This window comes from Holdemania massiliensis AP2 (genome assembly GCF_000327285.1).
GTDB classification, from domain to species: Bacteria; Bacillota_I; Bacilli_A; order Erysipelotrichales; family Erysipelotrichaceae; genus Holdemania; species Holdemania massiliensis.
The window spans coordinates 912,656-935,909 of the sequence record NZ_HE998568.1 but is presented as its reverse complement, the minus strand read 5'-3'; the positions used below and the strand labels follow the sequence as shown (position 1 = coordinate 935,909).

Annotated in this window: 23 protein-coding genes and 1 other annotated feature; of the genes, 18 read left to right on the top strand and 5 right to left on the bottom strand. The window is 47.8% G+C overall.

Going from position 1 to position 23,254, the window contains the following annotated elements:
• Window positions 1–22: 22 nt before the first annotated feature.
• Complete coding sequence (locus BN162_RS12155) at window positions 23–1,189, bottom strand: PucR family transcriptional regulator (RefSeq protein WP_020225388.1); 1,167 nt, start codon at window positions 1,187–1,189, stop codon at window positions 23–25.
• Between the two features lie 198 nt (window positions 1,190–1,387).
• Here BN162_RS12155 and BN162_RS12150 point away from each other — a divergent pair, with 198 nt between their 5' ends.
• A complete protein-coding gene (locus tag BN162_RS12150; RefSeq protein ID WP_020225387.1) occupies window positions 1,388–2,779 on the top strand; it encodes an FAD-dependent oxidoreductase in 1,392 nt (463 codons plus the stop codon).
• A gap of 572 nt (window positions 2,780–3,351) precedes the next feature.
• Here the strand turns inward: BN162_RS12150 and BN162_RS12145 are convergent.
• The 3 genes from BN162_RS12145 to BN162_RS12135 form a co-directional block, all read right to left on the bottom strand.
• On the bottom strand, window positions 3,352–4,491 hold the full coding sequence (locus BN162_RS12145) for a MupG family TIM beta-alpha barrel fold protein (RefSeq protein WP_020225386.1): 1,140 nt from the start codon (window positions 4,489–4,491) through the stop codon (window positions 3,352–3,354).
• Window positions 4,492–4,604: 113 nt separating this feature from the next.
• Complete coding sequence (locus BN162_RS12140; RefSeq protein ID WP_020225385.1) at window positions 4,605–5,723, bottom strand: aldo/keto reductase; 1,119 nt, start codon at window positions 5,721–5,723, stop codon at window positions 4,605–4,607.
• A gap of 57 nt (window positions 5,724–5,780) precedes the next feature.
• Complete coding sequence (locus BN162_RS12135) at window positions 5,781–6,380, bottom strand: recombinase family protein (protein ID WP_020225384.1); 600 nt, start codon at window positions 6,378–6,380, stop codon at window positions 5,781–5,783.
• 309 nt (window positions 6,381–6,689) lie between these two features.
• Here BN162_RS12135 and BN162_RS12130 point away from each other — a divergent pair, with 309 nt between their 5' ends.
• The 17 genes from BN162_RS12130 (at window position 6,690) to BN162_RS12045 (ending at window position 22,406) form a co-directional block, all read left to right on the top strand.
• The gene (locus tag BN162_RS12130; RefSeq protein WP_020225383.1) at window positions 6,690–7,394 is read left to right on the top strand and encodes an N-acetylmannosamine-6-phosphate 2-epimerase; all 705 of its coding nucleotides are present in this window, start codon (window positions 6,690–6,692) and stop codon (window positions 7,392–7,394) included.
• A gap of 98 nt (window positions 7,395–7,492) precedes the next feature.
• Window positions 7,493–8,254, top strand: coding sequence for a PTS mannose/fructose/sorbose/N-acetylgalactosamine transporter subunit IIC (locus tag BN162_RS12125; protein ID WP_020225382.1), 762 nt, complete (start codon window positions 7,493–7,495; stop codon window positions 8,252–8,254).
• Window positions 8,254–9,105, top strand: a complete 852-nt coding sequence (locus BN162_RS12120; protein WP_020225381.1) for a PTS system mannose/fructose/sorbose family transporter subunit IID — start codon at window positions 8,254–8,256, stop codon at window positions 9,103–9,105. The genes BN162_RS12125 and BN162_RS12120 overlap by 1 nt, the downstream gene beginning before the upstream one ends.
• A gap of 51 nt (window positions 9,106–9,156) precedes the next feature.
• Entirely contained in the window at window positions 9,157–9,636 is a 480-nt protein-coding gene (locus BN162_RS12115) for a PTS sugar transporter subunit IIB (protein ID WP_020225380.1), read from the top strand.
• A gap of 57 nt (window positions 9,637–9,693) precedes the next feature.
• Window positions 9,694–10,620, top strand: a complete 927-nt coding sequence (locus BN162_RS12110; protein ID WP_020225379.1) for a hypothetical protein — start codon at window positions 9,694–9,696, stop codon at window positions 10,618–10,620.
• 68 nt (window positions 10,621–10,688) lie between these two features.
• Window positions 10,689–11,129 (top strand): PTS sugar transporter subunit IIA, encoded by a 441-nt coding sequence (locus tag BN162_RS12105; protein WP_020225378.1) that lies wholly within the window; start codon window positions 10,689–10,691, stop codon window positions 11,127–11,129.
• Between the two features lie 223 nt (window positions 11,130–11,352).
• Window positions 11,353–12,081 (top strand): DUF2238 domain-containing protein, encoded by a 729-nt coding sequence (locus BN162_RS12100; RefSeq protein WP_020225377.1) that lies wholly within the window; start codon window positions 11,353–11,355, stop codon window positions 12,079–12,081.
• Between the two features lie 120 nt (window positions 12,082–12,201).
• Window positions 12,202–12,606 (top strand): SHOCT domain-containing protein, encoded by a 405-nt coding sequence (locus BN162_RS18015; RefSeq protein ID WP_020225376.1) that lies wholly within the window; start codon window positions 12,202–12,204, stop codon window positions 12,604–12,606.
• Between the two features lie 9 nt (window positions 12,607–12,615).
• Window positions 12,616–12,827: a binding site (T-box leader), on the top strand.
• A gap of 108 nt (window positions 12,828–12,935) precedes the next feature.
• Complete coding sequence (gene cysS / locus BN162_RS12085) at window positions 12,936–14,264, top strand: cysteine--tRNA ligase (RefSeq protein ID WP_040452026.1); 1,329 nt, start codon at window positions 12,936–12,938, stop codon at window positions 14,262–14,264.
• A complete protein-coding gene (locus tag BN162_RS12080; RefSeq protein ID WP_020225373.1) occupies window positions 14,264–14,662 on the top strand; it encodes a Mini-ribonuclease 3 in 399 nt (132 codons plus the stop codon). Before cysS ends, BN162_RS12080 begins: the two co-directional genes overlap by 1 nt.
• A gap of 381 nt (window positions 14,663–15,043) precedes the next feature.
• Window positions 15,044–15,772 (top strand): 23S rRNA (guanosine(2251)-2'-O)-methyltransferase RlmB, encoded by a 729-nt coding sequence (gene rlmB / locus BN162_RS12075; RefSeq protein ID WP_020225372.1) that lies wholly within the window; start codon window positions 15,044–15,046, stop codon window positions 15,770–15,772.
• Window positions 15,773–15,786: 14 nt separating this feature from the next.
• A complete protein-coding gene (locus tag BN162_RS12070; RefSeq protein WP_020225371.1) occupies window positions 15,787–16,425 on the top strand; it encodes a sigma-70 family RNA polymerase sigma factor in 639 nt (212 codons plus the stop codon).
• A 101-nt stretch (window positions 16,426–16,526) separates the two neighbouring features.
• On the top strand, window positions 16,527–16,682 hold the full coding sequence (gene rpmG, locus BN162_RS12065; RefSeq protein ID WP_020225370.1) for a 50S ribosomal protein L33: 156 nt from the start codon (window positions 16,527–16,529) through the stop codon (window positions 16,680–16,682).
• Between the two features lie 12 nt (window positions 16,683–16,694).
• Window positions 16,695–16,880 carry a preprotein translocase subunit SecE gene (secE, locus tag BN162_RS12060; RefSeq protein WP_020225369.1) on the top strand — a complete coding sequence of 62 codons (186 nt, stop codon included), beginning with the start codon at window positions 16,695–16,697 and terminating at the stop codon, window positions 16,878–16,880.
• 3 nt (window positions 16,881–16,883) lie between these two features.
• Window positions 16,884–17,432, top strand: a complete 549-nt coding sequence (gene nusG, locus BN162_RS12055) for a transcription termination/antitermination protein NusG (RefSeq protein ID WP_020225368.1) — start codon at window positions 16,884–16,886, stop codon at window positions 17,430–17,432.
• 574 nt (window positions 17,433–18,006) lie between these two features.
• Window positions 18,007–20,484, top strand: a complete 2,478-nt coding sequence (locus BN162_RS12050) for a sensor domain-containing diguanylate cyclase (protein WP_020225367.1) — start codon at window positions 18,007–18,009, stop codon at window positions 20,482–20,484.
• A 125-nt stretch (window positions 20,485–20,609) separates the two neighbouring features.
• On the top strand, window positions 20,610–22,406 hold the full coding sequence (locus tag BN162_RS12045; protein ID WP_020225366.1) for a putative bifunctional diguanylate cyclase/phosphodiesterase: 1,797 nt from the start codon (window positions 20,610–20,612) through the stop codon (window positions 22,404–22,406).
• Between the two features lie 137 nt (window positions 22,407–22,543).
• Here the strand turns inward: BN162_RS12045 and BN162_RS12040 are convergent, their stop codons facing one another.
• Window positions 22,544–23,137, bottom strand: a complete 594-nt coding sequence (locus BN162_RS12040; RefSeq protein ID WP_020225365.1) for a TetR/AcrR family transcriptional regulator — start codon at window positions 23,135–23,137, stop codon at window positions 22,544–22,546.
• Between the last annotated feature and the right edge of the window lie 117 nt (window positions 23,138–23,254).

Below are 23,254 nucleotides of genomic sequence, written 5' to 3'. Positions count from 1 at the left end.
GCAGGCGGCAGAAAAACAGCGCTTACGCTTCTTGATTGCAGCGCTGTGTTTTCAAAATGAACAGACAGTTTAATAAACTTAATGTTTCCGTATCCGCCAGATCCAGATTGAGTTCTTCACGAAGTTTACTGATTCGATAGAATACCGTATTTTTATGTACGCTTAGCAGATCGGCGGTTTCTTTGATATTGCCATTGCAGCGCAGAAACGCCTGAACAGTTTTCAAATACTCGGTGCCATTTTGTTGATCCCAGATTTCCATCGCCGCTAAAGGACTGTTATCGAGAAGTGAAGCCGTTTGTTCAGACGGAATCAGGGATAATAAATAATTCAGCTGATATTCGCTGAAGGGGGCTAACCCCAGTCTTCCGGTTTGCTTTGCAAATTGCAGGCTGCAGCGGGCTTGATCATACGAACGCTGCAATGCGGTTAGGGTGTTCCCCGGACTTCCAACGCCAACGGTCAGTCGATTATCTTTTAAATACTGTGTTAATTGAGGCTGATGCGACCGCAATTCTTCAGCGCCGGCTAAAATGACAAAACCCTGATCATAATTCGTCATGCAGGTGGATAGTCCGGCAAAGGCTTGTTGATAAAGCGGCAGGTTGCTTGTGTAATCGGGATAATATTCAGGGATGAACCATAAGAGGCAGAGGTTATTCCAGGTGGGGATGGAAGCGGAGAACATCGTATGCAGATCCACCAAAGAAGCATCCAGTTTATTATTTAACAAATTCCACAGACAATTTTCACCTTCGCTTCGTGTATTGCGCAGAACATAAGCCATACCAATCAGTCTTGCTGTAGCCTGAACTAAATCCATATCCATATCTTCCAGACGGTTGCCGATGTCGGGCAAACGAATGCCGCCGACATGCCGGCCATAAACCAGACATCCGCAGATCAGGCGTTTGCGGCGAATGTGCGGCCATACGAGTACCTGCGGAATACCGGTACGGGATAAAGCGGTGACATAATCCGTATCCTTTTGATATTCTTCATCACTGATCTGTTTTCGGCGGTAAGCTTTATCCTCCATGTCCTCTCGGGGATAATGGACGGAGCGTGTTGTTTCATTCTGCGCGGTATCAATAAAGGCAACAGGATTGCCAAGGACCATTTCAGCCTTGTCAAGGACTTCGGAAAATTCTGCACCTTTGAGCAGTAAATCAAATAAAGGATGTTCCATCTTCTTCCTCCTGGATAAATGAACAAAACTTAACGTTGTTTTTGGATATTATCCAAGCAAAAATCAATATGTTAAAAAGAAATCATGTTCATTATATGAAACATTGTACAGATTGACAAGTATGGAAAAAACATTTGAAATTCTTACTATTTCTCTGCCGGAAGGGAAATGCTATGCTGTACCACAGGAGGTAAGGAAATGAAGAAAATGAAAAAAACGGTGGGACTGGCTTTGCTTTTAGCATTGTCCGCCTGTGCCGCCGCGCCGAATCAAGAGGATCTGAATACACCCTCTGCACAAACTGAAGTTCGGGAAGAAACCACGGACGTTGTTGTCGTGGGAGCAGGCGGAGCCGGGCTGACCGCGGCTTATTTTGTCCAGCAGGGAGGTCATGAGGTTGTGCTGCTGGAAAAGCGCGCGATGACAGGCGGGAATACTGCTTTGGCCGGATTCTTTGCGGCCAACAGTACGAAAATGCAGGAAGCGATGGGAGATGTTTATACCCAGCAGGATCAAATTGACTTTTTGATGGAAACTGAAGGTACAGATCCGGAGTTTGCCAAGCTGTTTGCGGAAAATTCAGGTCCGACCGCGGAATGGGCAGTGGATACACTGGGAATTGAAGTGACGCGTGTCAACGGTCGGGAAATCTATGCCGTGGATGAGAAGGGGACTAAGTTCCCAGCTCAATTTGTCAGTAAGCTGACGGCACTGAATCAACAGATTGGCGTCGATCTGCGGACGGAATGTCCGGCAACTTCATTGATCCTCGAAGATGGAAAAGTAGTTGGCGTGGAAGCAGAAGACGCACAGGGGAAAATCATCATTCATGCTCAGGCAGTCATTCTGGCCAGCGGCGGATTTGCGGCAAACCAGGAAATGCTTCAGCAATATGCTCCTGAATGGGCAGGAGGAACGACATCCAATACGGCAGCGACAACGGGGGATGGCATTTTGATGGCCGAGGCAGCCGGAGCAGCTTTAAGCAACATGGATCAGCTGACGTTGAATCCAACATTCTATGATGATCACGGAACAACGATGTCCGTCAGCGGCGTCCGCTATGAAGGTGGAATTCTTGTTGATCCAACCGGCAAACGGTTTGCCAATGAAATGGCGAATTATACGGAGGTTTCAGAAGCGGAAAAAGCGATTGGGTCAAAAGCGTTTGCGATCATGGATTCAACATCTCTGGCCTGCAATCCGAAATATGCAGTAGAAGCGGATACCATTGAAGATCTGGCTGAAAAAATCGGCGTTGATCCTGCAGCGTTAAATGAAACCGTTACGAATTATCAAAGATACTATGATCATCAAAATGATGAAGAATTCGGCCGCACGGATATGCGCAGCCGGATTGACACGGCTCCGTTTTATGCCGTACCGGTTTTCCCGGGTGTTCATCATACCCGCGGAGGGGTGACAATTAATCTGCGTTCGCAGGTGTTGGATACGGAAGGTCATTCAATCCCAGGTTTATATGGTGCAGGGGAAGTTACGGATAATAAACTGATGGGCAATGATCCGGTAGCTGCCGGCATTACGTTTGGCAGACTCTGTGCGCAGTCGGTATTGGAGGATTTGCAGTAAATTCTTGGATCTATGCTTTTATTTTAATAAAATGAACGATAAAAATTAATAATTAAAGGCTCGTTGGCGGCTGTTCTTGCAAATCAAAGTGGGAACGGCCGCTTTTTTGTCTAATCGCCGCTGCAATACACTTGGAGGATATTTAAGGATCCTTGTTAAGAAAAAGGACTAATTCGTGTTCTTGATTAGAATTAGTCCTTATCCTCATTTCTATTTTTTAAATAAGCGCTTTATTCCGAGTTATCCTCTTTTTTTTGTACTTCGTGGCAGGAATATCATAAAGTTAATAAAATGAATGCAAAGATCATAGAAAGACCTGCAAAAAAAGTTGCCCGTTCCTGAAGTAAAGAATAAAACGACTAAGTTTACCATCAGACCGACAATGAAGAAATAAACTCCATTCATGATTTACACTTATTCGTTTATCCAGATCAAAGAATAATTTTTAACTAGACAGCAGCACTTCTAAACAAAGCGCAGTAATAGGAAATGACCAGCCTAATCAGCACAGTGAAAACATTACAGCCGTTAAACTATGCATCTTTCTGATCATCGAGGATCAGAATGAAAGATTAGTTTTCGTGTTGGGCTACAGTGGCGTTTTGAATCTTTTCCGCTTCGACTAACCGGAAGGCTACTTTGCCATAGCGAATTAAGGAGATCAGATTTTCTGCCAACATGTCAACCTGACCGATGACATTGGTGTATTCAACGCCAGGCATGCTTTTCAATGCGATCTGCAGTTCCCCTTCATATTTGCCCGAGAGCTCGTTGTCCAGCGTGATGCACAATTTATCGCGATCAGAAACGGGCTGAGCGCAAACTGAACCCAGGCCGCGAGTCTGAGTTGCCCGTAAAATAAATTCCGGCTGATCACTGCGCGACTTTAAGACTATGTTCAACAGCTTTTGGCGCAGGTCCGTATCCAGGCTGGAGTTAAAGTAAACCGGTACGCAGACACAATGGTTGTGGACAATTTCCTGAACCTGTTCCATCTCTGTCCGCGAAGGATTGCCATCGCCAAAAAAGATGTAGTCGAACATACCGGTTGCCGTGAGTTCCCCAGCACTCAAATAAGCCGGTTTGTAACGATGATTTTCCACAGTACATAAGCCGTGGCCATAGGCAAACAACAAATTGTCGGCATCCAGCGAATTGATGAATACACCGGTGCGGATCCCGCAGGCCTTAAACAGCTTCGCATTTTTATACGTGTCAATAAACGACATTCCGGTATCCGGATGCGGGAAGAAATTATGGACAGCGACGTAATTTTCCAGATTGCCATGACGCTGAATCGCTTTGATCCGATTGATGGGTTCCGCCTGCATCGAAGCATTGTCCTCGATCAACACACCGTCTTCATTGCAGGTCATCTGAGCGACCAGCTCGTGATCTTCCTCAAATCCAAAATCTAGCCGTACAATCCGAATTCCCAGATGAACAAAAGGAGACAGATCGTTGGGTTCCGCATGCAGCTGATCCATGATCCGTCGATTGATATCCACATGCAGCGTCAGGCCCATCTTCCGGCACTCGCTGATCAGCCATTGAAACGGTGCCTTTAACTGGTTGGGTGCACTCCAGGCCTGCGGCGATTGAACGGTCGTATAAACTTGGCTGTAGCCCAGTGTGACCGCTAAATCTAATTGTTGTTTCATCACCGCTTCTGACTGCAGATGCGGGTAGAGAGAGATCCCTAAAAGACTCATGGTATATTCCTCTTTCTTGTTTATTCCTTTCTCATTATAACGCACTCCGGAAAAAAGAAAAAGGCAGACTTGATCCGGAAGAGAGCTCCGAAACAGTCTGCCCTGATATTCAGTTATTTTTCAAATTCCTGAACGACTTTGTTCATCTCGTTCGGGATGTCGATATGCTGCGGACATTTCGTCTTGCAGGCGCCGCATTTTTGACAATGCGAAGCTTTTTCCGTAATCTCCATAGCATCATAACCGGCTTTTTGGGCGGCCTGAACATTGTAGACATGCGCGGTGTTCAGCAGCCGGAAATTTTTCGGAATATCCAGCCCGAATGGGCATGGCATGCAATAGCGGCAGCCGGTGCAAGGAACCTGAATTCGAGCCTGGAATAATTGCCGGGCCTGTTCAATTGTATTCAGTTCTTCTGTGCTGAGCGGTTCGATCTCACTGAAGGTTTTGACATTGTCGATGACCTGTTCCAGCGTACTCATGCCGGAAAGGACAGTCTGCACATTATCGTGATCGCCGACCCAGCGCAGCGCCCAGGAAGCATCGCTCCAATCCGGATGGACACGGCGGAATTCCGCTTTGATTTCTTCCGGAACATCGGCTAACATCCCGCCCTTGACCGGTTCCATGATCGTTATCGGAATGTTCTTGGATTTGGCCAGCTCATAACCGCGCAGACCTGCCTGAATGTCGGTATCCATATAATTGAACTGAATCTGACAGAAATCCCAGTCATAAGCATTGAGGATTTCTTCAAACACTTCGTAATCATCGTGGAATGAGAAACCGATCCGGCGAACCTTGCCGCTTTCCAGCACGGATTTTAAATGCGGAATCAGATTCATTTCCTGAATGTGTTCCCAACGCTCACGGCTCAGGGCGTGCAGCAGATAGAAATCAACATAAGATGTCTGCAGCTTGGTCAGCTGTTCATCTAAAATCCGATCAAAATCCGCGATGTCCTTGCACATCCAGGTCGGGGATTTGGTGACTAAGTAGAAACTGTCGCGAGGTTTGGTGGCGACCCACTGGCCTACGACGACTTCACTTTCAAAGTTGTGATACGGATAGGCCGTGTCGATATAATTGACGCCGTGTTCATAGGCATAATCAAGCATTTTCATCGTCTCCGGACGGTTGATTTTTCCATCCTCGGTGACTGGAAAACGCATGCAGCCGAAGCCCAGCAGCGAAGTCTTTGCCGGGATTTTGCCTTTTTCTCTGTATTTCATAACAATCCTCTTTCTATGATTCACAACGGATTCCGCTGTTCAATCCAAATTCCTGATTTAATTATACTGCATTGTAGTTCCGGATGTATTTATAAAACGTACTTTTTTTATTTGCAGCTGATCCAGAGCTTGTTGAAGCGTACATTCATGACGCAGATAGCAGGCGGCCACTTCGCTGAAATTTTTCGGCGGGATGTAGCGCGGCCGGCCTAAATGCTTGCCCTTCTCTTTGGCAATCCGGATGCCCTCAGCCTGCCGTGTTTTGATGTTGATCCGCTCATTTTCAGCGACAAAGCTGAGGATCTGGAGTACAAGATCACTGATGAAACAGCCGACCAGATTATCCGGACGGCTGCGGGTGTCCAGCAAAGGCATATCCAACACGACAATCTGGACTTCCAGACGCTTGGTTAAATCCGCCCATTCCTCCAGGATGGCCTGATAATTGCGGCCCAGCCGATCGATGCTTTTTATCACCAACAAGTCCTGCGGTTGCAGGACTTGCTTTAACCGGCGGTAAGCTTGACGATCAAAATCCTTGCCGCTCTGGCAATCAACATAGAGTTGGGCCTCGCTCAATCCGAACATTTTTAATTCTTCGATTTGACGATCCAGATTCTGACTTTTAGAAGAGACTCGCGCATAGCCATAATTCACGTTTAATTCCTCCTTGGCAAACGTTGGCATGGAAGACAAAAACAGCTATTCCCTCCCTTGAATAGCTGAAATTGTCTGCCTGTTTATAAAGGTACACCTTTATAAAAGCGCTTTCATGTTTTTATTATAACATCACCAGTTGAAAACGCAAGCGCTTTCAAATTGAAAATAGATAAAATATCCTTCATTTGCGCGAGAAAGGTGAATAAACGATTTAATTTTTACCTGTTTTAGTTCTGTTCTTTCCTGTCTTGCATAAGTTTTATAAAGGTGTACCTTTGCGGACACAAAAAAGAGAGAGGAGCCGTTATGAACAAAGAGGAAATTTTTCAACAGATTCGAGGAAAACTGATCGTTTCCTGCCAAGCCAATGAGGAAGAAAATCCATTCAATCCACCGGAAGAAATGACCCGCATGGCTCAGGCCGCGGCGATCGGCGGCTGCGCCGGCTTCCGGGCAAACCGGCCGGAGAACGTTCAGATGATCAAAGAAGCCTTCCCGGATAAAGTCATGATCGGGATTTGGAAAGTCGAAACTGAGGGCTGTGACGTGTATATCACACCGACGATGAAGGAAGTTGAAGTGCTGCGGGAAATCGGCAGCGACATCATTGCTGTCGATGGGACTGACCGCCTCAACTGCAACGGCCGAAAAGCCTATGAGCTGATTCGGGAAATCAAGGAAAAATATCCGGATCAGGTGGTCATGGCCGATATCGCTACGATCAACGATGCCCGTCTTTGCGTTCAGGCCGGAGCCGATATCATCTCTACGACCTTGTCCGGGTACACGGCGGACAGTCTGGACCGTTATGCGCTAGGCGCTGACTTTGAACTCATCGAACAGATCCGCAAAGAATTCCCGGATGTCTTCATCAATGCGGAAGGTCGGATCTGGACGCGTGAAGAAGCGAAGAAAGCTTATGAATGCGGTGCGGATGTGATCGTTGTCGGTACGGCGATTACCAATCCAATGAGCATTACAAAACGATTTGTTGATTATATCAAGAAATAGGCATGGCGAATCTGCCGGCTGAATTAAATAGAATAGGAGGTTGAGAAAACAAAAAGCGAGAGTGGGAATGAAAGTAAATCCTAGAGAGGAGGTACAATATGAATATTGGACTAGGATATGCTTTATTTGTTTCTGTTGTCTGTGCATTCTTTGGATGGACAAACTATGGCTTTGTCAACTTGCAGACAACCAAACCTGTCGTCTGCGGCGCTTTGGTCGGTCTTATTTTGGGGGATTTAAGAACGGGCATTATTATCGGCGGTACGCTGACTTTGGTTTATATGGGCGTCCAGGGTGTCGGTGCGGCGATTCCGGTCAATGCTACGACAGCGACTACGGTTACGACAGCGCTCTGCATTATTACCGGCGTTGAAATGGAAACCGCGATTGCGATCGCCGTTCCGGTTTCAGTCATGGGTCAGTTAGGCCGTATGGCAGCGTGGACGATCAATACACCGCTGATGCACATTGCGGATAAGTATGCGGAAACCGCAGATTATAAGAAGATGACGCGGCTGCAGCTGGTGGGTTCGCTGGTCTTCTTTATCACCGAATTCATTCCGGTCTTCCTGTGCATCTATTTCGGGTCCAGCTTTGTTACGATGGTCAACGAAAATATGCCGGTTTGGATTTCTGAATGGCTCTCAGCCGCAACCGGTATGCTTCCGGCGCTTGGCTTCGGCATGCTGCTGGCAATGATGTATAAAGTCAAATACATTCCGTTCTTTATCGTAGGCTTTGTTATGTGTGCTGTATTCGGCGGTTCACTGCTGGCGATCGCATTGCTGGGCGTTTCGATGGCGATCTTCGTCTTCTTCTTCGGCCCGCAGGGTAAACGGAGAAAAGGAGGTGCGATGTAATGACTGAAAACAGAATGGAACAACCGATGAACGAAAACAAGATCATTTCATTAGACCGCAAGGAACTGATGGGCGTCTTCTTACGCTTCTCCTGCTTCCCAATGGTGACGATCAACTACGAACGTTTCCAGACACTGCAGTATTTCTCAGCATTGGCACCAGTTCTGAAAAAATTATATCCAAATAAAGAAGATCAGATCTCAGCGGCGAAGCGTCACATGGCGTTCTACAACACAACGCCGGAATGGATGGGCTTTACCCTGGGCATGAACTGTGCGCAGGAAGAACAGATCGCCAATATGCCGCAGGGTGAAGAACGGTCGGCTTTAGAAGATTCTGTTAATACGATTAAGGCTTCCTTAATGGGTCCGCTGGCGGGCATCGGTGATTCATTGCGCGCGACGGTTGAAGCAATTATCGGTGCGCTGGCGGCCGGCTTCGCGATGAATGGATCGATCTTCGGCGCAATCTTATTCTTTGTCTTAGGCAACGCTTACTACTTCGGTATTTCCTATTTCGGATTCTTCTATACCTATAAAAACGGTATGAAAGTTATCCGTGATATGAATAAATCCGGAATTTTGGATCGCTTGATGGAAAGCGCGACGATCTTAGGCATGACCGCGGTCGGTGCTTTGATTCCGTCCTGGGTTGGTTTTAAGCTGACCAGCGCGATCCAGATCGGCGATTACGTCTTAAATATTCAGCAGGAATTGGACAACATTATTCCGGGTCTGGCGCCGTTAGCGCTGACGATCTGTCTGGCTTGGCTGTATAAGAAGAATATTTCTTCTTTGAAACTGGTCGGTTTAATCTTTGTCTTCTCGCTGATCATTTCCCTGATTCTGTAATTGCGGAGATTCAAGGGCGGAAACACTACGATTTGAAAGGAGAAATAAAATATGGCAGTTATTCAGTATCGGCTGGACGGAAGAATGCTGCATGGTCAGGTCAGTAACTTTGCACGGGCGCTGAACATCGAGGAATTTGTGGTGGTCAACGAAAAAACGGCGAATGATCCGACGCAGGTCATGCTGCTGGAACTGGCGGCGCTCAATGCGGAGGTCGACGCCGTTTCCCCGGAGGATGCTTATGATTTATTAACCGGCGATGAGCTGGAAGACTACCGCGTGATGGTCGTGTTTAAAGAGATCTTTGACGCCGTGGAGCTTGTGAAGCTCGGTTATTCCATGCCGGAGATCGTTATCAGCGGCATGTACGCTAAAGACAATGAAAATAAGGTCAAAGCGGAAGCATGCCTGTTTGTCGATGACAAAGATAAGGAAGCGTTCCGTTATCTGGAAGATCATGGTGTTCTGCTCACGCATCAGATTTCCCCGGAATATAACAAAAAAATGGTTCATGATCTCGTAAAGTTTTAATGAACAGGGCCGACGGTATTTGTCGGCCTTTTCTCACTGGGAAAGGAAAGAATCGCTATGGATGGGCAGGATAACATGAAGGAACGGCTGCTGGTGCTGTCGCAAAGGATGGCGCGGCGCAAGAGTCCGAAACAGAAAAAACGCACGCTGTATCAGCTGAGTGAAATGTTCAGCGCCCTGGGATACCGGGTGACGCTGATGGGAAAAAAGGGTATCCATGGACAGCTGCTGTTGGGCGGCGATCCCTCACACGCCAAGGTTATTGTCGCCGCCGATTTTAATCTGCGGGAAGCCCGCTTGATTCCCGCTCGCCAACAGCTATTAAACCAGTCGGCAAACCGCCGGAATCAGCTGGATAATCTGACGGTATCTTTGGTCCTGACGGTGCTGTTAGCCAGCATGGGCGTGCTGCTTTGCATCGCGGGGACCAAACAGGAAGGGCGGTGGTATCTGTTTGTCCTGGCAGCCGGCGTGTTTTTGCTGGCCTTCTGGCTGGGGCGGTGGCAGACCGCGGGCAACGCCGGGAAAAACGCGGCGATGTTTGCGCTTCTGGAATGCGCCCGGCAATACCGGAAAGAACCGGCTGCTTTCTGTTTCCTGGAAGAAACAGGAACAGAATTGGGACTCAGGCAGCTGCGTGAGAATTTTCCGCAGGCAAGACTGGTTTACATCCATCAGCTGGGGCGGGAAAAAGCGCTTTGTGCGATGCTGAAAGGCAAACAGACAAGGCTGCGGGAAGCGCTTGCTGAAAACTGGCCGTCGCTGATGGTGCAAAGTTTGCAGGAAAATGACGACAGTTTGATCCGCAGCTGGAACGAGGGTATTTTGATCAGTACGGCGGATCCCGCGACGATGACCTGTGAAATGCCGGGCGGTAAATTCGATGTGCAGGTGGATTGCGATCAGATCCAACTGGCCGTGGAAGTCATCGGCGGACTGATCCATCCCGATCTAAAACAAGATGATCACAGCTCTGGAAAATAAGACTCAATAACCAAGAAACAAGTACGCAAAATGGAGGCAGTTTTCAATAAGACTGCGAGGAGGTAGAAATGCAGGGAATTTTATTAATCAGTCATGGTCCGTTAGCCGAGGGCATGTTAAAAACCGCGGAGATTTTCTTTGGCGAGAACATCCCGCAGATGAAAGCGCTGGTACTGAATACCCAGGACGATCCGGAAGACTTCCGCGGGCGGCTGCAGGAAGCGGCTGCGGAAGTGGATACCGGAGAAGGCGTATTGGTCTTCGCTGATCTGTTAGGCGGCACGCCGTGCAATCAGTCTGCTTTTGTGCTGAATGAGAAGGTCACAGTGCTGACCGGGATGAATCTGCCGATGGTCATGGAATGTCTGGGCTTGCGGATGGGCGGCGAGGTTTCGGTGGACCAGCTGGAAGAAACCGCAAAAACCGGCATTGTCAACTTCAACAAAATGCTGGAAGAGAAGAAAAAAGCCGGCCGCAGCCGCCGGCGCGGCAAAGAAGAAGCCGAATAAATTTCTTTTATCAATCCAATCGGAGATCAGAAACCGCAGGTTCTTTTAGAACTTGTGGTTTCTGTTTTTTGTCGCGGCGGCAAAGCGGATACGGCAAAAGCTCAGTAAAGAAGGAGTTCAATTTTGACAGTTGAACGATTTTGAATACAATTGAAGAGAAAAGATTGCAAGTCGCAGGGACCCCGATTAAAATAGGAAATATGTTTGGAAAGAGGGAAAACGCATGAAGAAAAGATTCAACTGGAATTCGTTTATTTATAACTTTGTCTTTATCACGATGATTTTGTCTGTCATCTTCTTAACGATTCGGATTGTTTTGGCGCCTTCTGAGGCCATGGCCGAAGATGTGCGTGTCAAGAGCGACTACGTGCTGATGCTGGTGCAGTGTATATTGGGCGTGGTGGCGATGCGGCTGCCGGACTTTATCGAACATAAAATCCAGATCCAGATTCCCAGCTACATGCTTTTGTTGTATGCCATCTTTCTGTACTGTGCGATCTATTTGGGGGAAGTTCGGGCATTCTATTACAATGTGCCGCATTGGGATACGATTCTGCATACTTTCAGCGGCGGAATGTTAGGAGCGCTGGGCTTTTCCTTCGTCACGATTCTGAATAAGTCGGAAAAGATTCCGATGAATCTTTCGCCGGTGTTCGTCGCCGTGTTTGCTTTTTGCTTTGCGGTGACATTAGGTGTCTTTTGGGAAATCTATGAATTCACATTTGATGGAATTCTGCATTTGAACATGCAGAAGTTCATGCTGGAAAACGGGACGCCGTTTATCGGTCGGGCGGCTTTAATGGATACGATGAAGGATCTGATTGTCGATTGTCTGGGCGCGTTCATCATGTCGTTTGTAGGGTATCTGTCGCTGCGCTATAAGACAGGCTTGATCGAAAAACTGCAGCTGAAATGGCGCAAGGGTGCAATCAAGGAAAATAAAACTCTGTAAATCGGATTGAGTCAGCGCTATCAGGCCTAAGCTAAAGTTGATCCAGGGCAAATTTTGGGGTATACTGAGCTTAATCAGAAAGTCAGATCATGGATCTAAAACGGAAGGTTAGGCGATAACATGAAACGAAAAACCGAAATCCGCAGCACACGTTCAGGCGCGATGGGCAACATCGTCGGCGGGATTCTCTTCATTGTTTTTGGAATTTTTGCTTCCTCAATGCTTGGTTTTCATGATTCGATGGGAATGGGCTTTGGCGGTCCATCGCTGAATCCGGGCCTGTTTTTCATGGGGTTTGGATTGATCGGCGGAACAATCAGCATCCTTTACGGGCTCTTCGCGTTCAAGCGCGGCGGCATTGCCGAACATGAAATCATAACTGAAACATTACCGGAACAAGAAACCCAAGCGGAGGGGGATCCGGCGGAGCAGTTAAGAAAGCTGAAAGCACTGGCAGACGAAGGAATTATATCTGAGTCCGAGTATGCGATGAAAAAACGGGAAATTCTGAATAAAAAGTGGTAGAATAAAAAAGGAAAACCGATGATGAGAACGAGTAATCCGGGAAGGCTTCGCAAAGAGAAGGTCTGGCAGGTGAAAAGACCAGGGAGCGCCGGGATGAATGCCTCTTGGAGGGCCGGTCTGAAAAGAAGTAGGATGGCCGCAGCCGGCGTTAACGGCAGAATGAGCGGAACAGAAGTCTTTCTGTTCAAGAAGAGTGGAACCGCGCGGAAAGCGTCTCTTGACGGGAGATGCTTTTTTTGTGGAAAACTGGATTTTCATCATTGTGGAAAAGCATCTGGTCAAAGGTCCGAAGGGACAAGCTGGATTAAAGGAGGAAAACAGAAATGAGTATACGTCTTTACAACACCCTGTCGGGGAAAATTGAAGAATTTCAGCCGATCAAACCGAATGAGGTCAGCATGTATGTCTGCGGACCGACGGTCTACAACCATGCCCACATCGGCAATGCCCGGCCGATCATTGTCTTCGATACGCTGCGCCGGTTATTTGAGGCACAGGGCTACACGGTAAAATATGTGTCCAACTACACGGATGTGGATGACAAGATCATCAAGAAAGCGCATGAGGAAAACGTCCCGGAGGGCGTGATTTCAGCAAGGTATATCGAAGCCTACCAAAAGGTTCGGGAAAGTCTAAATACTGAAACCCTGTACGCTACCCCGCGGGTGACGGAAACGATGGATGAAATCATTCACTTCATCGACGAACTGGTCAGCACTGGTCATGCTTATGCCGTGGGCGGCGATGTGTATTTCCGCGTCAGCAGCGTTCCTTCCTACGGTACTTTCTCGAAGCAGAATCTGGAAGACCTGCAGGTCGGTGCGCGGATTGAAGAAAACGCCAAAAAGGAAAATCCGCTGGATTTTGCCTTGTGGAAAGAAACCGATATGGGGATTAAGTGGCAGTCTCCTTGGGGAGAAGGCCGTCCGGGCTGGCATACAGAATGCGTCGTGATGATCCATAAGGAATTCGGCGATCAGATCGATATCCACGGCGGCGGCATGGATCTGCGCTTCCCGCATCATGAAAATGAAGTCGCCCAATCACAGGCACTTTTCCACAATTCGATTGCCCGTTATTGGCTGCATAATGCAATGATCAATATCAATGGTGAAAAAATGTCAAAATCACTGGGCAATGTGTCCTGGGCAAAAGATGTCATTGAAAAGTTGGGTGCCGATTTGGTGCGCTGGCTGATGCTGAGCGTGCACTACCGCGGGGAACTGAACTTCTCGGATGAAACGATTGAAACGGCCCGCAAGGAGCTGGATAAGGTCAGAATGCCAATGAAGCAGGCGTATATTAAGAGCCAGCTGGCAGGTGCTGAGTTGAGCGGCCGCGATGAAGAAGCGGTGCAGCGGTTTATTGCCGCGATGAACGATGATCTCAACACACCGAATGGATATGCGGAAATTTTTGAAACGGTGAAAAAATTGAATCAGGCATTACGTCAGCGGGAAATCCAGTGGGATCAGGTCGGCGCGCAAACCGCGGCGCTGGAAGCGATGCTGGAAATCTTGGGCATTCGTCTGCCAAAGGTGGAGCTGAGCGAGGATGACAAAGAGGTTTTCGCGCAGTGGAATGCGGCCAAGGCGGAAAAAGATTTTGCCGCCGCGGATGCAAAGCGGGCGATTTTGATCGAGCGAGGGCTGATGTAATGCAGCTCAACGAATTGTCCGGAAGTACGCTGGCCTATATCGGCGACGCCGTGTGGTCGCTGCTTGTGCGGGAATATTTAGTGGAGCTGGGGTATGGCCGCGCCAAGGATCTGCAGCGCTTAAGCGTTCAGTTTGTCAGTGCGAAAGCTCAGGCGCGGTTTTACGAGCAGCTGCATGATGCCGGCCAGCTGAGTGAGGAGGAGGAAGAAATCTTCCGCCGCGGACGCAATTTCAAAAGCGGCAGTGTTCCAAAGCATACCGACGTTCAGATTTATCGAATTTCAACGGGCTTTGAAGCGTTAGCCGGGTGGTGGCATTTGAGCGGCCAGCAGGAGCGGCTGCGGAAGGTCTGGGAACAGGTCAGAACGTCTGTGAAGCTGGCGGCAGAGCCGCGATAAAAAAATCATTTCGGCTGTCCGGAATGGATATCACAGTAAACAACGCAGGATGAAGGTAAATTGCTCAGTAGGGCAGTGGGGAAAAGCGGCGGAATCAGCTTTAAAGCTTATTTGCGGATGAAAGAGGAATGCGAAAATAATCACGATTTTCTGTTTGCATTTTCTTGCATATTGTGTATACTGATCGTGACCGTAGTACCCGCACCTCTTACTTTTGTAATGTGGCCCAGGGTACTCTTTTTTTGATCAATAAAAAGAAATGGATGGGTTAATTCTGCAGGGGTGTTCAAGATATTTTCTTGAATCCGCGAAGCAACTTGAACTGCGAAACGATTTGGGATTAAAACAGGACTAGAACAGGACGAAACAGGAGGTCAGAGTATGGCACAATGGATATACGGGAAAAACGCAGCAATGCAGATTCTGAAAAGCAAGAAAAAGGTTGAGAAAGCACTCGTAGCGGAAGGCATGCGGTTTCCGGAAGCAGAAACACTGTTAAAAAGCCGCCGCATTCCAACCCAGAGAGTCAGCCGCAAGGAGTTGGACAAAGCCTGCATGGATACGCACCATCAGGGCATTGCTTTGTATTGTGAGGATTACAAAACGGTGAGCGTGGAAGAAATGCTCAGCCGGATTCCGCAGGGGAAGCTTGGAACGATAGTCGTGCTTGACGAGCTGGAAGATCCGCACAATCTGGGCGCGGTGTTAAGAACCTGCGATGCGGTTGGAGCGGATGGGGTGATTCTGCGCAAGAACCGATCGGTATCGCTGAATTCCACGGTGGCTAAAGTCTCAACCGGTGCCATCGAAACCGTTCCGGTGGCGATGGTAGCCAATCTGACTCAGACGCTCAAACAGCTGAAAGAAGCAGGGTATTGGGTGTATGGTACAGATATGCAGAACGCTCAGGATTATCGGCAGCCGGCCTTTGATACGCCGGTTGTGCTGGTCATCGGATCGGAAGGTAAGGGTATATCGAGGCTTGTTAAGGAAGAATGCGACGTCATGCTGACATTGCCGATGGAAGGCACGATTTCTTCGCTGAATGCCTCCGTGGCCTGCGCGGTTCTGCTTTATCAGATTCATGAGAAGCGTTTCCCTCTGAAATAAGAGGAGGAAAAAATATGACCGAGGAAGTATCCACAGATAACGAACTGCTGTATATGATGCACCAACAGGACGACTGGGCGGTGGAAGACCTGCTGAACAAATACAAACCGATGATCTGCGGGATGATTTTCCGCTTCGGACAATTTGACAGCTGCTCGGTTTCCAGCGATGCTTATCGGGAAGATCTTGAACAGGAAAGCCGGATGATGCTGGTCGGAGCTGCGGAAAACTACCGCGAGGATTATCCCTGCAGCTTTAAGACCTATCTGCAGAACTGTCTGAGGAAACATTTATTAACGATTTACCGGCACTCACAATGCTCCAGTGACGCTGCGTTTTACGCCTGTGATTCTCTGGATATCATCGTGGGTGAAAATCATGCTACATACAAAGCTGAGCTGCTGGCGTCCAATGACCGCTTCTTTGATCCGGTTTACTGCTTTGCGTTAAACGAAGCTTCCAAACAGATCAAACATCTGCGCCGATACTTTACACCGAAGGAATGGAAGATATTGTGCCTGTCATTGGAAAGCACCTCATACCAGGAAGCAGCGGCCCTTTTGAACATCACTCGGAAGAGTTACGGCAACCAATTAAGCCGGGTTCGCAAAAAACTGGAATACATCACTCGGAAATTTTCTGAAGAGGCTTGAAAAGATCTCGGGAAGGTGCTATAATCCGCTTAAGTTAAGGGTTGTTTGACGAACCCTTTTCTTTATGGTAAAGTGGATAAGCACGGTAAGGAGGGACCTCGATGGCGAAAGAAACAAAAGTGATTCTGACCTGCACAGAGTGCCTTTCACGCAACTATGTAACACACCGGAATCCCAAGACGCATAATCAACGTCTTGAATTGATGAAATACTGTAAAAAATGTGGAAAACATACACTTCATAAAGAAACGAAGTAGGAGGATACAGATATGTTAAAATGGTTTAGTTTCAGCGGTATCTCCAAAGAAGTCAAGCGTATTCGCTGGCCGAAGAAAGAAGAACTGGGCGGAAATTCAATGGAAGTTCTGATTTTCTGCGCGTCGTTCGGCGTTTTCTTCGTAGCCTGTGAATTTTTCGTTTCCTTCTTCCTGAAATTGATTGGAATCGGAGCGTAAGTCATGACAGAGTCTAAAAAAGAATGGTACGTGGTTAACACCTACGCCGGGCATGAGAACCGAGTAAAGGAAAATCTGCAGCGTCGTGTGGATACGATGGGCATTTCCGACTATCTGTTTCGCATCCTGGTTGCGGAAGAACCGGAGATTGAAATTAAAAACGGAAAAAAAGTAGAGAAGATGCACAATCTGTTTCCAGGTTATCTGTTCGTTGAAATGATTATGACGGATGAAGCTTGGTACATTGTCCGAAATACACCGGGGGTTACCGGATTTATCGGTTCCAGCGGCGGCGGCGCCAAGCCGTTTCCAGTATCGCCGGAGGAAATTGATTCGATTCTGCGTCGGATTGGCATGAGCGACCGCAAGGTCAGCGTCAACTTTACGACGGGCGACCGCGTCAAGATTCTGACCGGTCCGTTCAGCGGGATCGAAGGCTCGATTGATGCGATGAACGACGATACGCAGACCGCGACGGTTCTGTGCATTCTGTTTGGCCGTGAAACACCGACAGAGATCGCTTATAACGATTTGGAGAAAGTCGAACTGTAAACAGAAAGATCTGTGCGCCGCAGACTGATTTGAGACGCGGCCGGAAAATTTAACGGATCCAAGAATACAAAACGAAAGCCGCATTTGCTGCGGTTTTTTTATATGCGATGGAAAGAGGGTTTAGCGCAGGCTCTTTGTATTTGACAGATCCAACGGATACGGAGCCTGTTTGATTGCCTGTTTCTCAGCGATAAGATGAGAAACGGCCATTCCGCGGGATAAAATACAGCTGAAAATTCAGAAAGCGAGGTTTATCCCCTGCAAGCAGGAATTATTTTACGGTTTTCAACTTTTTAGGAGTAGGTTATATTTTTCTTTGTGCTATAATGGGACATATAAAATCAATTGTTGTAAGAAGGGTCTGCGATAATTTCAGAAAAGGTTCGGGGTTCTCTTTCGGAGAACGGCGGTCCTTTTCTTTCAACCCCAGAGATTGTCCGCTTTGAAGTCAGATTCCGCAGCTCTCTGTCGAGATTGATCAGACCCGCCGGCATCGTTGTCCGGTTTTTGAAGCATAAGAAAAGATGACGAACTCGATTCAGGAATCAGGCTCGGACAGTTCGGAGGCAAAACTATGACGTTTAATATTAATCATCAATTCGGCATTGCGGCAAGCTGGCATGCGCTGGATGAAAAGCTGACGCTGGTGTCGGCCAGCAGCGAATTTTGCGAATTAGCCAAGATTTATGAGAATCCTCCCCAGTTCTTGACCTTCTTTGAGGCTGCGGGACAAGCTGACTTGCTGAGGGCAGTCCGCGCTGTCCCAAAGGGGGAAGCGCTGACTTTGGACCTGCCGATGAAGCTGAACCGGACGAAACAATGGTTTCGGCTGAGAGGCATCGTTAAAATGCGGGAAGCGGCAGAACCGCTGCTGCAGCTGACCTATACGCCGATAGAGGATCTGATTCAGCGTGAGCGTGAGCTGGATCGGAACGTAAAGGAAATGACGGAGCTGGCTGAATGGCTGATGGCGGAATATCCGGGAAATGTTTATATCAGCGATCAGGATAATTATGAATTGTTGTATGTCAATCCCATCGCCTGCGATACTCTGCAGGCCGCCCGCAGTCAGGTGACGGGCAAGCCCTGTTACGCCGTGATTCAGGGACTGGATAAACCTTGTTCTTTCTGCACCAATTCCTTCTTAAAAGAACATGAATCGTACGTATGGAATTTTGAAAATCAGAAGCTGAAACGGGCCTTTAAAATCAAAGACCGGCCGATTCGCTGGCAAAATCGCCGTTGCCGGATTGAGCTTTCCTATGATATGTACAGCTCTGAGTACAAGCTGGCTAAAAAAGACCGGGAGCGGGAAGTGATTTTGAACACGATTCCGGTGGGGATGGCGCGATTGGATGCGTGCGATCTCAGCACTGTCCTGTGGTACAATGAAAAGTTTCTGGAGATGATCGGTTATACCGAAACGCAGTTTGAATCGGAGCTGCATTGTCAATGCAATTACATTCATCCCGACGATATGGCGCGGCTGCAGGAAATAGCCGGGAATTTGAAAACTACGGGGGAAAACGCGGTGTTTGACAAGCGTATCCGCAAACGGGATGGAGAGGAACGCATTCTGACGACAACGCTAGGCTACGTCAGCGCTCAGGACAGCTGGGATGGAATTGCCTCCTATTACAGCATCGGACTGGATGTCACTGATGAGCGCAGGCAGATTGAAACACTGCAGCACAAGGCTGAAAAAGATGCCTTAACCAGTATTTATAATCGAGCGGAAACAGAAAGTCAGATCAGCAGCTACATCGCTGAAAATCCGCAGTCGATGGGTGCGCTGTTTATGATCGATACTGATGATTTCAAGCAGATCAACGATACCCAGGGACATATGGTTGGCGATGTGGTGCTGACGGAACTGGCGATGGCCATGAAAAAAATTATGCGGTCCAGCGATGTTGTGGGCCGGATTGGCGGCGATGAATTTACAATTTTCATGAAACCGATTAGTCGGGTGGAGGATGCCCGGCAAAAAGCGGAAGTCATGTTGAATATTTTCCGCAGTCTGTTCAAAAAAGATAAAAATGCCGTGCAGGTTACCTGCAGCATTGGGATTGCAATCTATCCGGAACATGGAAAAACTTTTAAAGAATTGTATGCCGGCGCCGATAAAGCTTTATATCAGGTGAAGCTGCAGGGGAAGAACAACTATCAGATCTATAACCCGCAGATGAATGAAACTTTAGGCACTCTAGAATATTCCGGCTTGCGGACAGCGATTGATTCGGAGATGAAGCCGCAGCCGAATTCGGACCGTACGGTTTCCAGTGTTTTTCAGATATTATATCACACCGAGAATCTGGATCAGGCAATCATGACGATTCTGGAAAGAATCGGCAGACAGTTTGATGTCAGCCGAGCCTATGTGTTTGAAAGCAGTGAGGATGGTCTGTATTGCGATAATACGTATGAATGGTGCAAGCCGGGAATTGAACCGCAGAAAGAGAATCTGCAGCATATGAATTATCATGGGCTGGACGATTATCAAAGCTTATATTCTGAAGATTTAATTTTCTATTGCCGTGATATCAGTACGCTTTCCCCAGCCCAGCAGGCTTTGTTTGCTGCTCAGCATATTCATTCCACGCTGCAGTGCGCTTTTAAGGTGGACGGCCGGTTTGCGGGCTTTGTCGGCTTTGATGAGTGTACCGGAAGCCGATTGTGGAGTGCGGAGGAAGTCCGCGTACTGACGCTGGTTTCCCAGATCCTGACGATGTTTCTGCAGAAAAAGCAGGCTCAGGAAACCGCGAAGAAAATGAATTTCTATCAGATGATTCTGGACGCGCAGGAAGAATCTCTTTATGTGATCCGACAGGATACATTTGAGCTGCTGTACGCCAATCAACGATCCTTAGGATCACAGACTGATCATGGCAAGGGGACGCCGTGTTACCGAGTGCTGCATGGCCGTTCAGCTGTCTGCGAGGATTGTCCGTTTGGCGAATCGGCGGCGGCATCGGCGAAGAAAACCGTTCGCGTATCCTGGCGCGGCCTTGCAGCTTGTCTGGTGATCAAAAATAAACAGGAAGAAGAATAACCCCGTCTGCTTTTTTGCGGAGAATCGAGCGGAATTTAAGACGCATGGGAAGCTCTGCGTAACAAGCTCAAGCAAGGAAGATCAAGAAGGTTCAGTTTCACCCGGGCAGAAAAGAGGGGACGCGCATGAAAGACAAACGCAGTTTATTGATCTATACGATGATCTGGGGCGTAGCCGTCCTGATTCTTGTCGTTTTGTTTTTGGAAAATCTGGGCTTTGCCAAAGTGATTAATTACAGCGGAATTGTCCGCGGCGCAACCCAAAAGCTAGTCAAGGAAGAATTGAACAATGAACCGGATGATGCGCTCATTCAATATTTGGACGATATACTTGAGGGTCTGCAGCACGGCGGGGGAACGTATGATCTGACGCTGATCAGCGCCCGTGATTATCAATACCGGCTTAAGCAAATGCGGTTTGCCTGGAATGCGATGAAGGAAGAAATTGCGGAGGTTCGGGCAGGAAAAAACAAGGACGTCCTGTATGAAGCCAGTCAGGAATACTTTGTTATGGCTGATGAAATGGTCGCAACCGCGGAAAGTATATCCAACCGCCGGCTGGTGTTGGCGATCGGAATCTTTTTTACTTATTTAATTTTATCGGGCGGCTTTTTCCTGCTTTGGTTTTTCAATAAACAAAAACAATTGGATAAAGTCCGTTATGTCGATGAGCTGACCGGCTTGGCGAATCTGTCAGGGTTTGAATTGTCCTTGCGAACACTCACGGATACCTTGAATGAAGGAGAATTGGCGCTCGCGTATTTTGATCTGGATGATTTTAAATATGTCAATGCAACCTACGGCTATGCGGTGGGTGATCAGATTTTGTCCTCGATCGGATCCATTCTTGCAGCCGCCTATGGAAAGGATCATTGCGCTCGCGCCGGCAATGACAATTTTTATGTCTGTGTGAAATTGGAAAAGGAATGTTTGGAAAAGCTGAGGCGGAAGCTGCGGAAACAGCTGAAGAAAACGCTGGCTTTGGATGTGATTGACGAAACGACAATCACGGTCGGTGCCTGTATCATGAATAAAAAAGATGAGCTTCATGATATGCTGGACAACGCGATGCTGGCGCATAAGCGCGCGAAACAAAGCGGAAAAGGCAGCCTTGTCTGGTATGATCAGCAGCTGCTGAACCGGATGAATCAGGAAACGTTGTTAATAAAACAACGGCATGCCGCTTTGGCTCAGCATGAATTCAAATTGTACCTGCAGCCTAAATTTGAAATTCCTTCGCTGGAAGTTTACGGTGCGGAAGCACTGGTGCGCTGGAGCCGCAAGGACGGCACCCAACTGCCTCCGGATGATTTTATTCCGCTGTTTGAGGAGAATGGATTTATTCATGAACTGGATTTTTATATGTTGAAACAAGTATGCCGGTTTATCCGCGAGCGGAATTTGCAGGATCATTTCATGATTTCTGTTAACTTTTCGCGGGTGACGATTCATCATCGGGACTTCTATGAAAAATTTCATGCCATTGTCGACGCCTATGCCATTCCAGCCCGCTGTCTGCAGATCGAAATCACCGAGAGTGCTTTTAACGGTTTGGCCAAAACGGTTCTGGATATGCTGAATCAACTGAAACGGGAAGGCTTCATTTTGTCAATTGACGATTTTGGATCCGGTTATTCATCGCTGAATCTGCTGAACACATTGATGATGGATGAGATTAAAATCGACCGGGTTTTTCTGAATGAAGAAAACGCGCGCCGCGAACAGATTATCGGCTTGATTGTCGATATCGCGGCTACGCTGGAGATCGATGTGATCTGCGAGGGAGTAGAAACTCAGGCCGATGTGGATATGCTGCGGCGGCTGCATTGCGGACGGGGACAGGGGTTTTATTTGTCCAGGCCGCTGCCGGAACAGGAGTTTGCGGATCAGTTTCTTGCTGCTCCGGTTGCAGCCGGAGAATAATATCGTTCTGATTCAGAGGCCTGCGGTCTTTCGCAATAACAATAGAATTAGAAGCAAAAAAACGCTGAGGAATCACAACGGCAGATTCACCCGCGTTTTTTTGTTTGAGTGAGGCTCAGCAAACTTAGGCATTGAGATTACATCAGCATCTTTTCGACCATGCGGTATAACGTCGGCTTGAGATGATCGATCGAAGCCGGCTGTTCCTCGATAATCGAGGAATAACAAACCGAACCGACCAGCTCAACAATCATGTAGAGGATCCGGAAAGCCTCATCCTGATCCAGCCGCCGCATCTGCGGATAGCTCAGCAGTTCTTCCAGAATCGCATTGATCTCCGCCTGATTGCCTTCACTAAGATATTCTACGACCAGAGGCCAGGAGAAATTCCGTTCAATCAGCTTAAGCAGATCTTTGTTGGATTTGAAATATTCGATGATCGTATCGATGAAAAACAGCACAGCCGGCAGAAAATCCGAAATCTGCTGCTGCTGGGTTTGGGCGTAGGCCCGGATGACGATCTGTGAACTGATTTGGATGACAAGATGCTTCATGATGTCTTCTTTGTCATGAAAATAAAGATAAAACGTGCCTTTGGCGACCTGAGCTCGCTGAACGATATCATCGATGGTCGTCTTGGCGAAGCCTTTGTTCAGAAAACAGTGATACGCTGAATTTAATAAATCGCCTTGCTTCTGTTCTTTTTGCTGCTTTAACGTACGCTGGGCCATAAACTCACTTCCTCAGCCTCATTGTAGCATAGCGGGTAAAAGAGTTAAATATGCAATGACTGATCGTCATTATGCTAGACAAATCTATTTATCTGTCGATTGACCAACAGTCATTTC

What these genes read in the sequence shown, in the direction of transcription:
- BN162_RS12155 (WP_020225388.1), bottom strand. Translation starts at nt 1,189, where the DNA reads ATGGAACATCCTTTATTTGATTTACTGCTCAAAGGTGCAGAATTTTCC.
- BN162_RS12150 (WP_020225387.1), top strand. Translation starts at nt 1,388, where the DNA reads ATGAAGAAAATGAAAAAAACGGTGGGACTGGCTTTGCTTTTAGCATTG.
- BN162_RS12145 (WP_020225386.1), bottom strand. Translation starts at nt 4,491, where the DNA reads ATGAGTCTTTTAGGGATCTCTCTCTACCCGCATCTGCAGTCAGAAGCG.
- BN162_RS12140 (WP_020225385.1), bottom strand. Translation starts at nt 5,723, where the DNA reads ATGAAATACAGAGAAAAAGGCAAAATCCCGGCAAAGACTTCGCTGCTG.
- BN162_RS12130 (WP_020225383.1), top strand. Translation starts at nt 6,690, where the DNA reads ATGAACAAAGAGGAAATTTTTCAACAGATTCGAGGAAAACTGATCGTT.
- BN162_RS12125 (WP_020225382.1), top strand. Translation starts at nt 7,493, where the DNA reads ATGAATATTGGACTAGGATATGCTTTATTTGTTTCTGTTGTCTGTGCA.
- BN162_RS12120 (WP_020225381.1), top strand. Translation starts at nt 8,254, where the DNA reads ATGACTGAAAACAGAATGGAACAACCGATGAACGAAAACAAGATCATT.
- BN162_RS12115 (WP_020225380.1), top strand. Translation starts at nt 9,157, where the DNA reads ATGGCAGTTATTCAGTATCGGCTGGACGGAAGAATGCTGCATGGTCAG.
- BN162_RS12110 (WP_020225379.1), top strand. Translation starts at nt 9,694, where the DNA reads ATGGATGGGCAGGATAACATGAAGGAACGGCTGCTGGTGCTGTCGCAA.
- BN162_RS12105 (WP_020225378.1), top strand. Translation starts at nt 10,689, where the DNA reads ATGCAGGGAATTTTATTAATCAGTCATGGTCCGTTAGCCGAGGGCATG.
- BN162_RS12100 (WP_020225377.1), top strand. Translation starts at nt 11,353, where the DNA reads ATGAAGAAAAGATTCAACTGGAATTCGTTTATTTATAACTTTGTCTTT.
- BN162_RS18015 (WP_020225376.1), top strand. Translation starts at nt 12,202, where the DNA reads ATGAAACGAAAAACCGAAATCCGCAGCACACGTTCAGGCGCGATGGGC.
- BN162_RS12080 (WP_020225373.1), top strand. Translation starts at nt 14,264, where the DNA reads ATGCAGCTCAACGAATTGTCCGGAAGTACGCTGGCCTATATCGGCGAC.
- rlmB (WP_020225372.1), top strand. Translation starts at nt 15,044, where the DNA reads ATGGCACAATGGATATACGGGAAAAACGCAGCAATGCAGATTCTGAAA.
- BN162_RS12070 (WP_020225371.1), top strand. Translation starts at nt 15,787, where the DNA reads ATGACCGAGGAAGTATCCACAGATAACGAACTGCTGTATATGATGCAC.
- rpmG (WP_020225370.1), top strand. Translation starts at nt 16,527, where the DNA reads ATGGCGAAAGAAACAAAAGTGATTCTGACCTGCACAGAGTGCCTTTCA.
- secE (WP_020225369.1), top strand. Translation starts at nt 16,695, where the DNA reads ATGTTAAAATGGTTTAGTTTCAGCGGTATCTCCAAAGAAGTCAAGCGT.
- nusG (WP_020225368.1), top strand. Translation starts at nt 16,884, where the DNA reads ATGACAGAGTCTAAAAAAGAATGGTACGTGGTTAACACCTACGCCGGG.
- BN162_RS12050 (WP_020225367.1), top strand. Translation starts at nt 18,007, where the DNA reads ATGACGTTTAATATTAATCATCAATTCGGCATTGCGGCAAGCTGGCAT.
- BN162_RS12045 (WP_020225366.1), top strand. Translation starts at nt 20,610, where the DNA reads ATGAAAGACAAACGCAGTTTATTGATCTATACGATGATCTGGGGCGTA.
- BN162_RS12040 (WP_020225365.1), bottom strand. Translation starts at nt 23,137, where the DNA reads ATGGCCCAGCGTACGTTAAAGCAGCAAAAAGAACAGAAGCAAGGCGAT.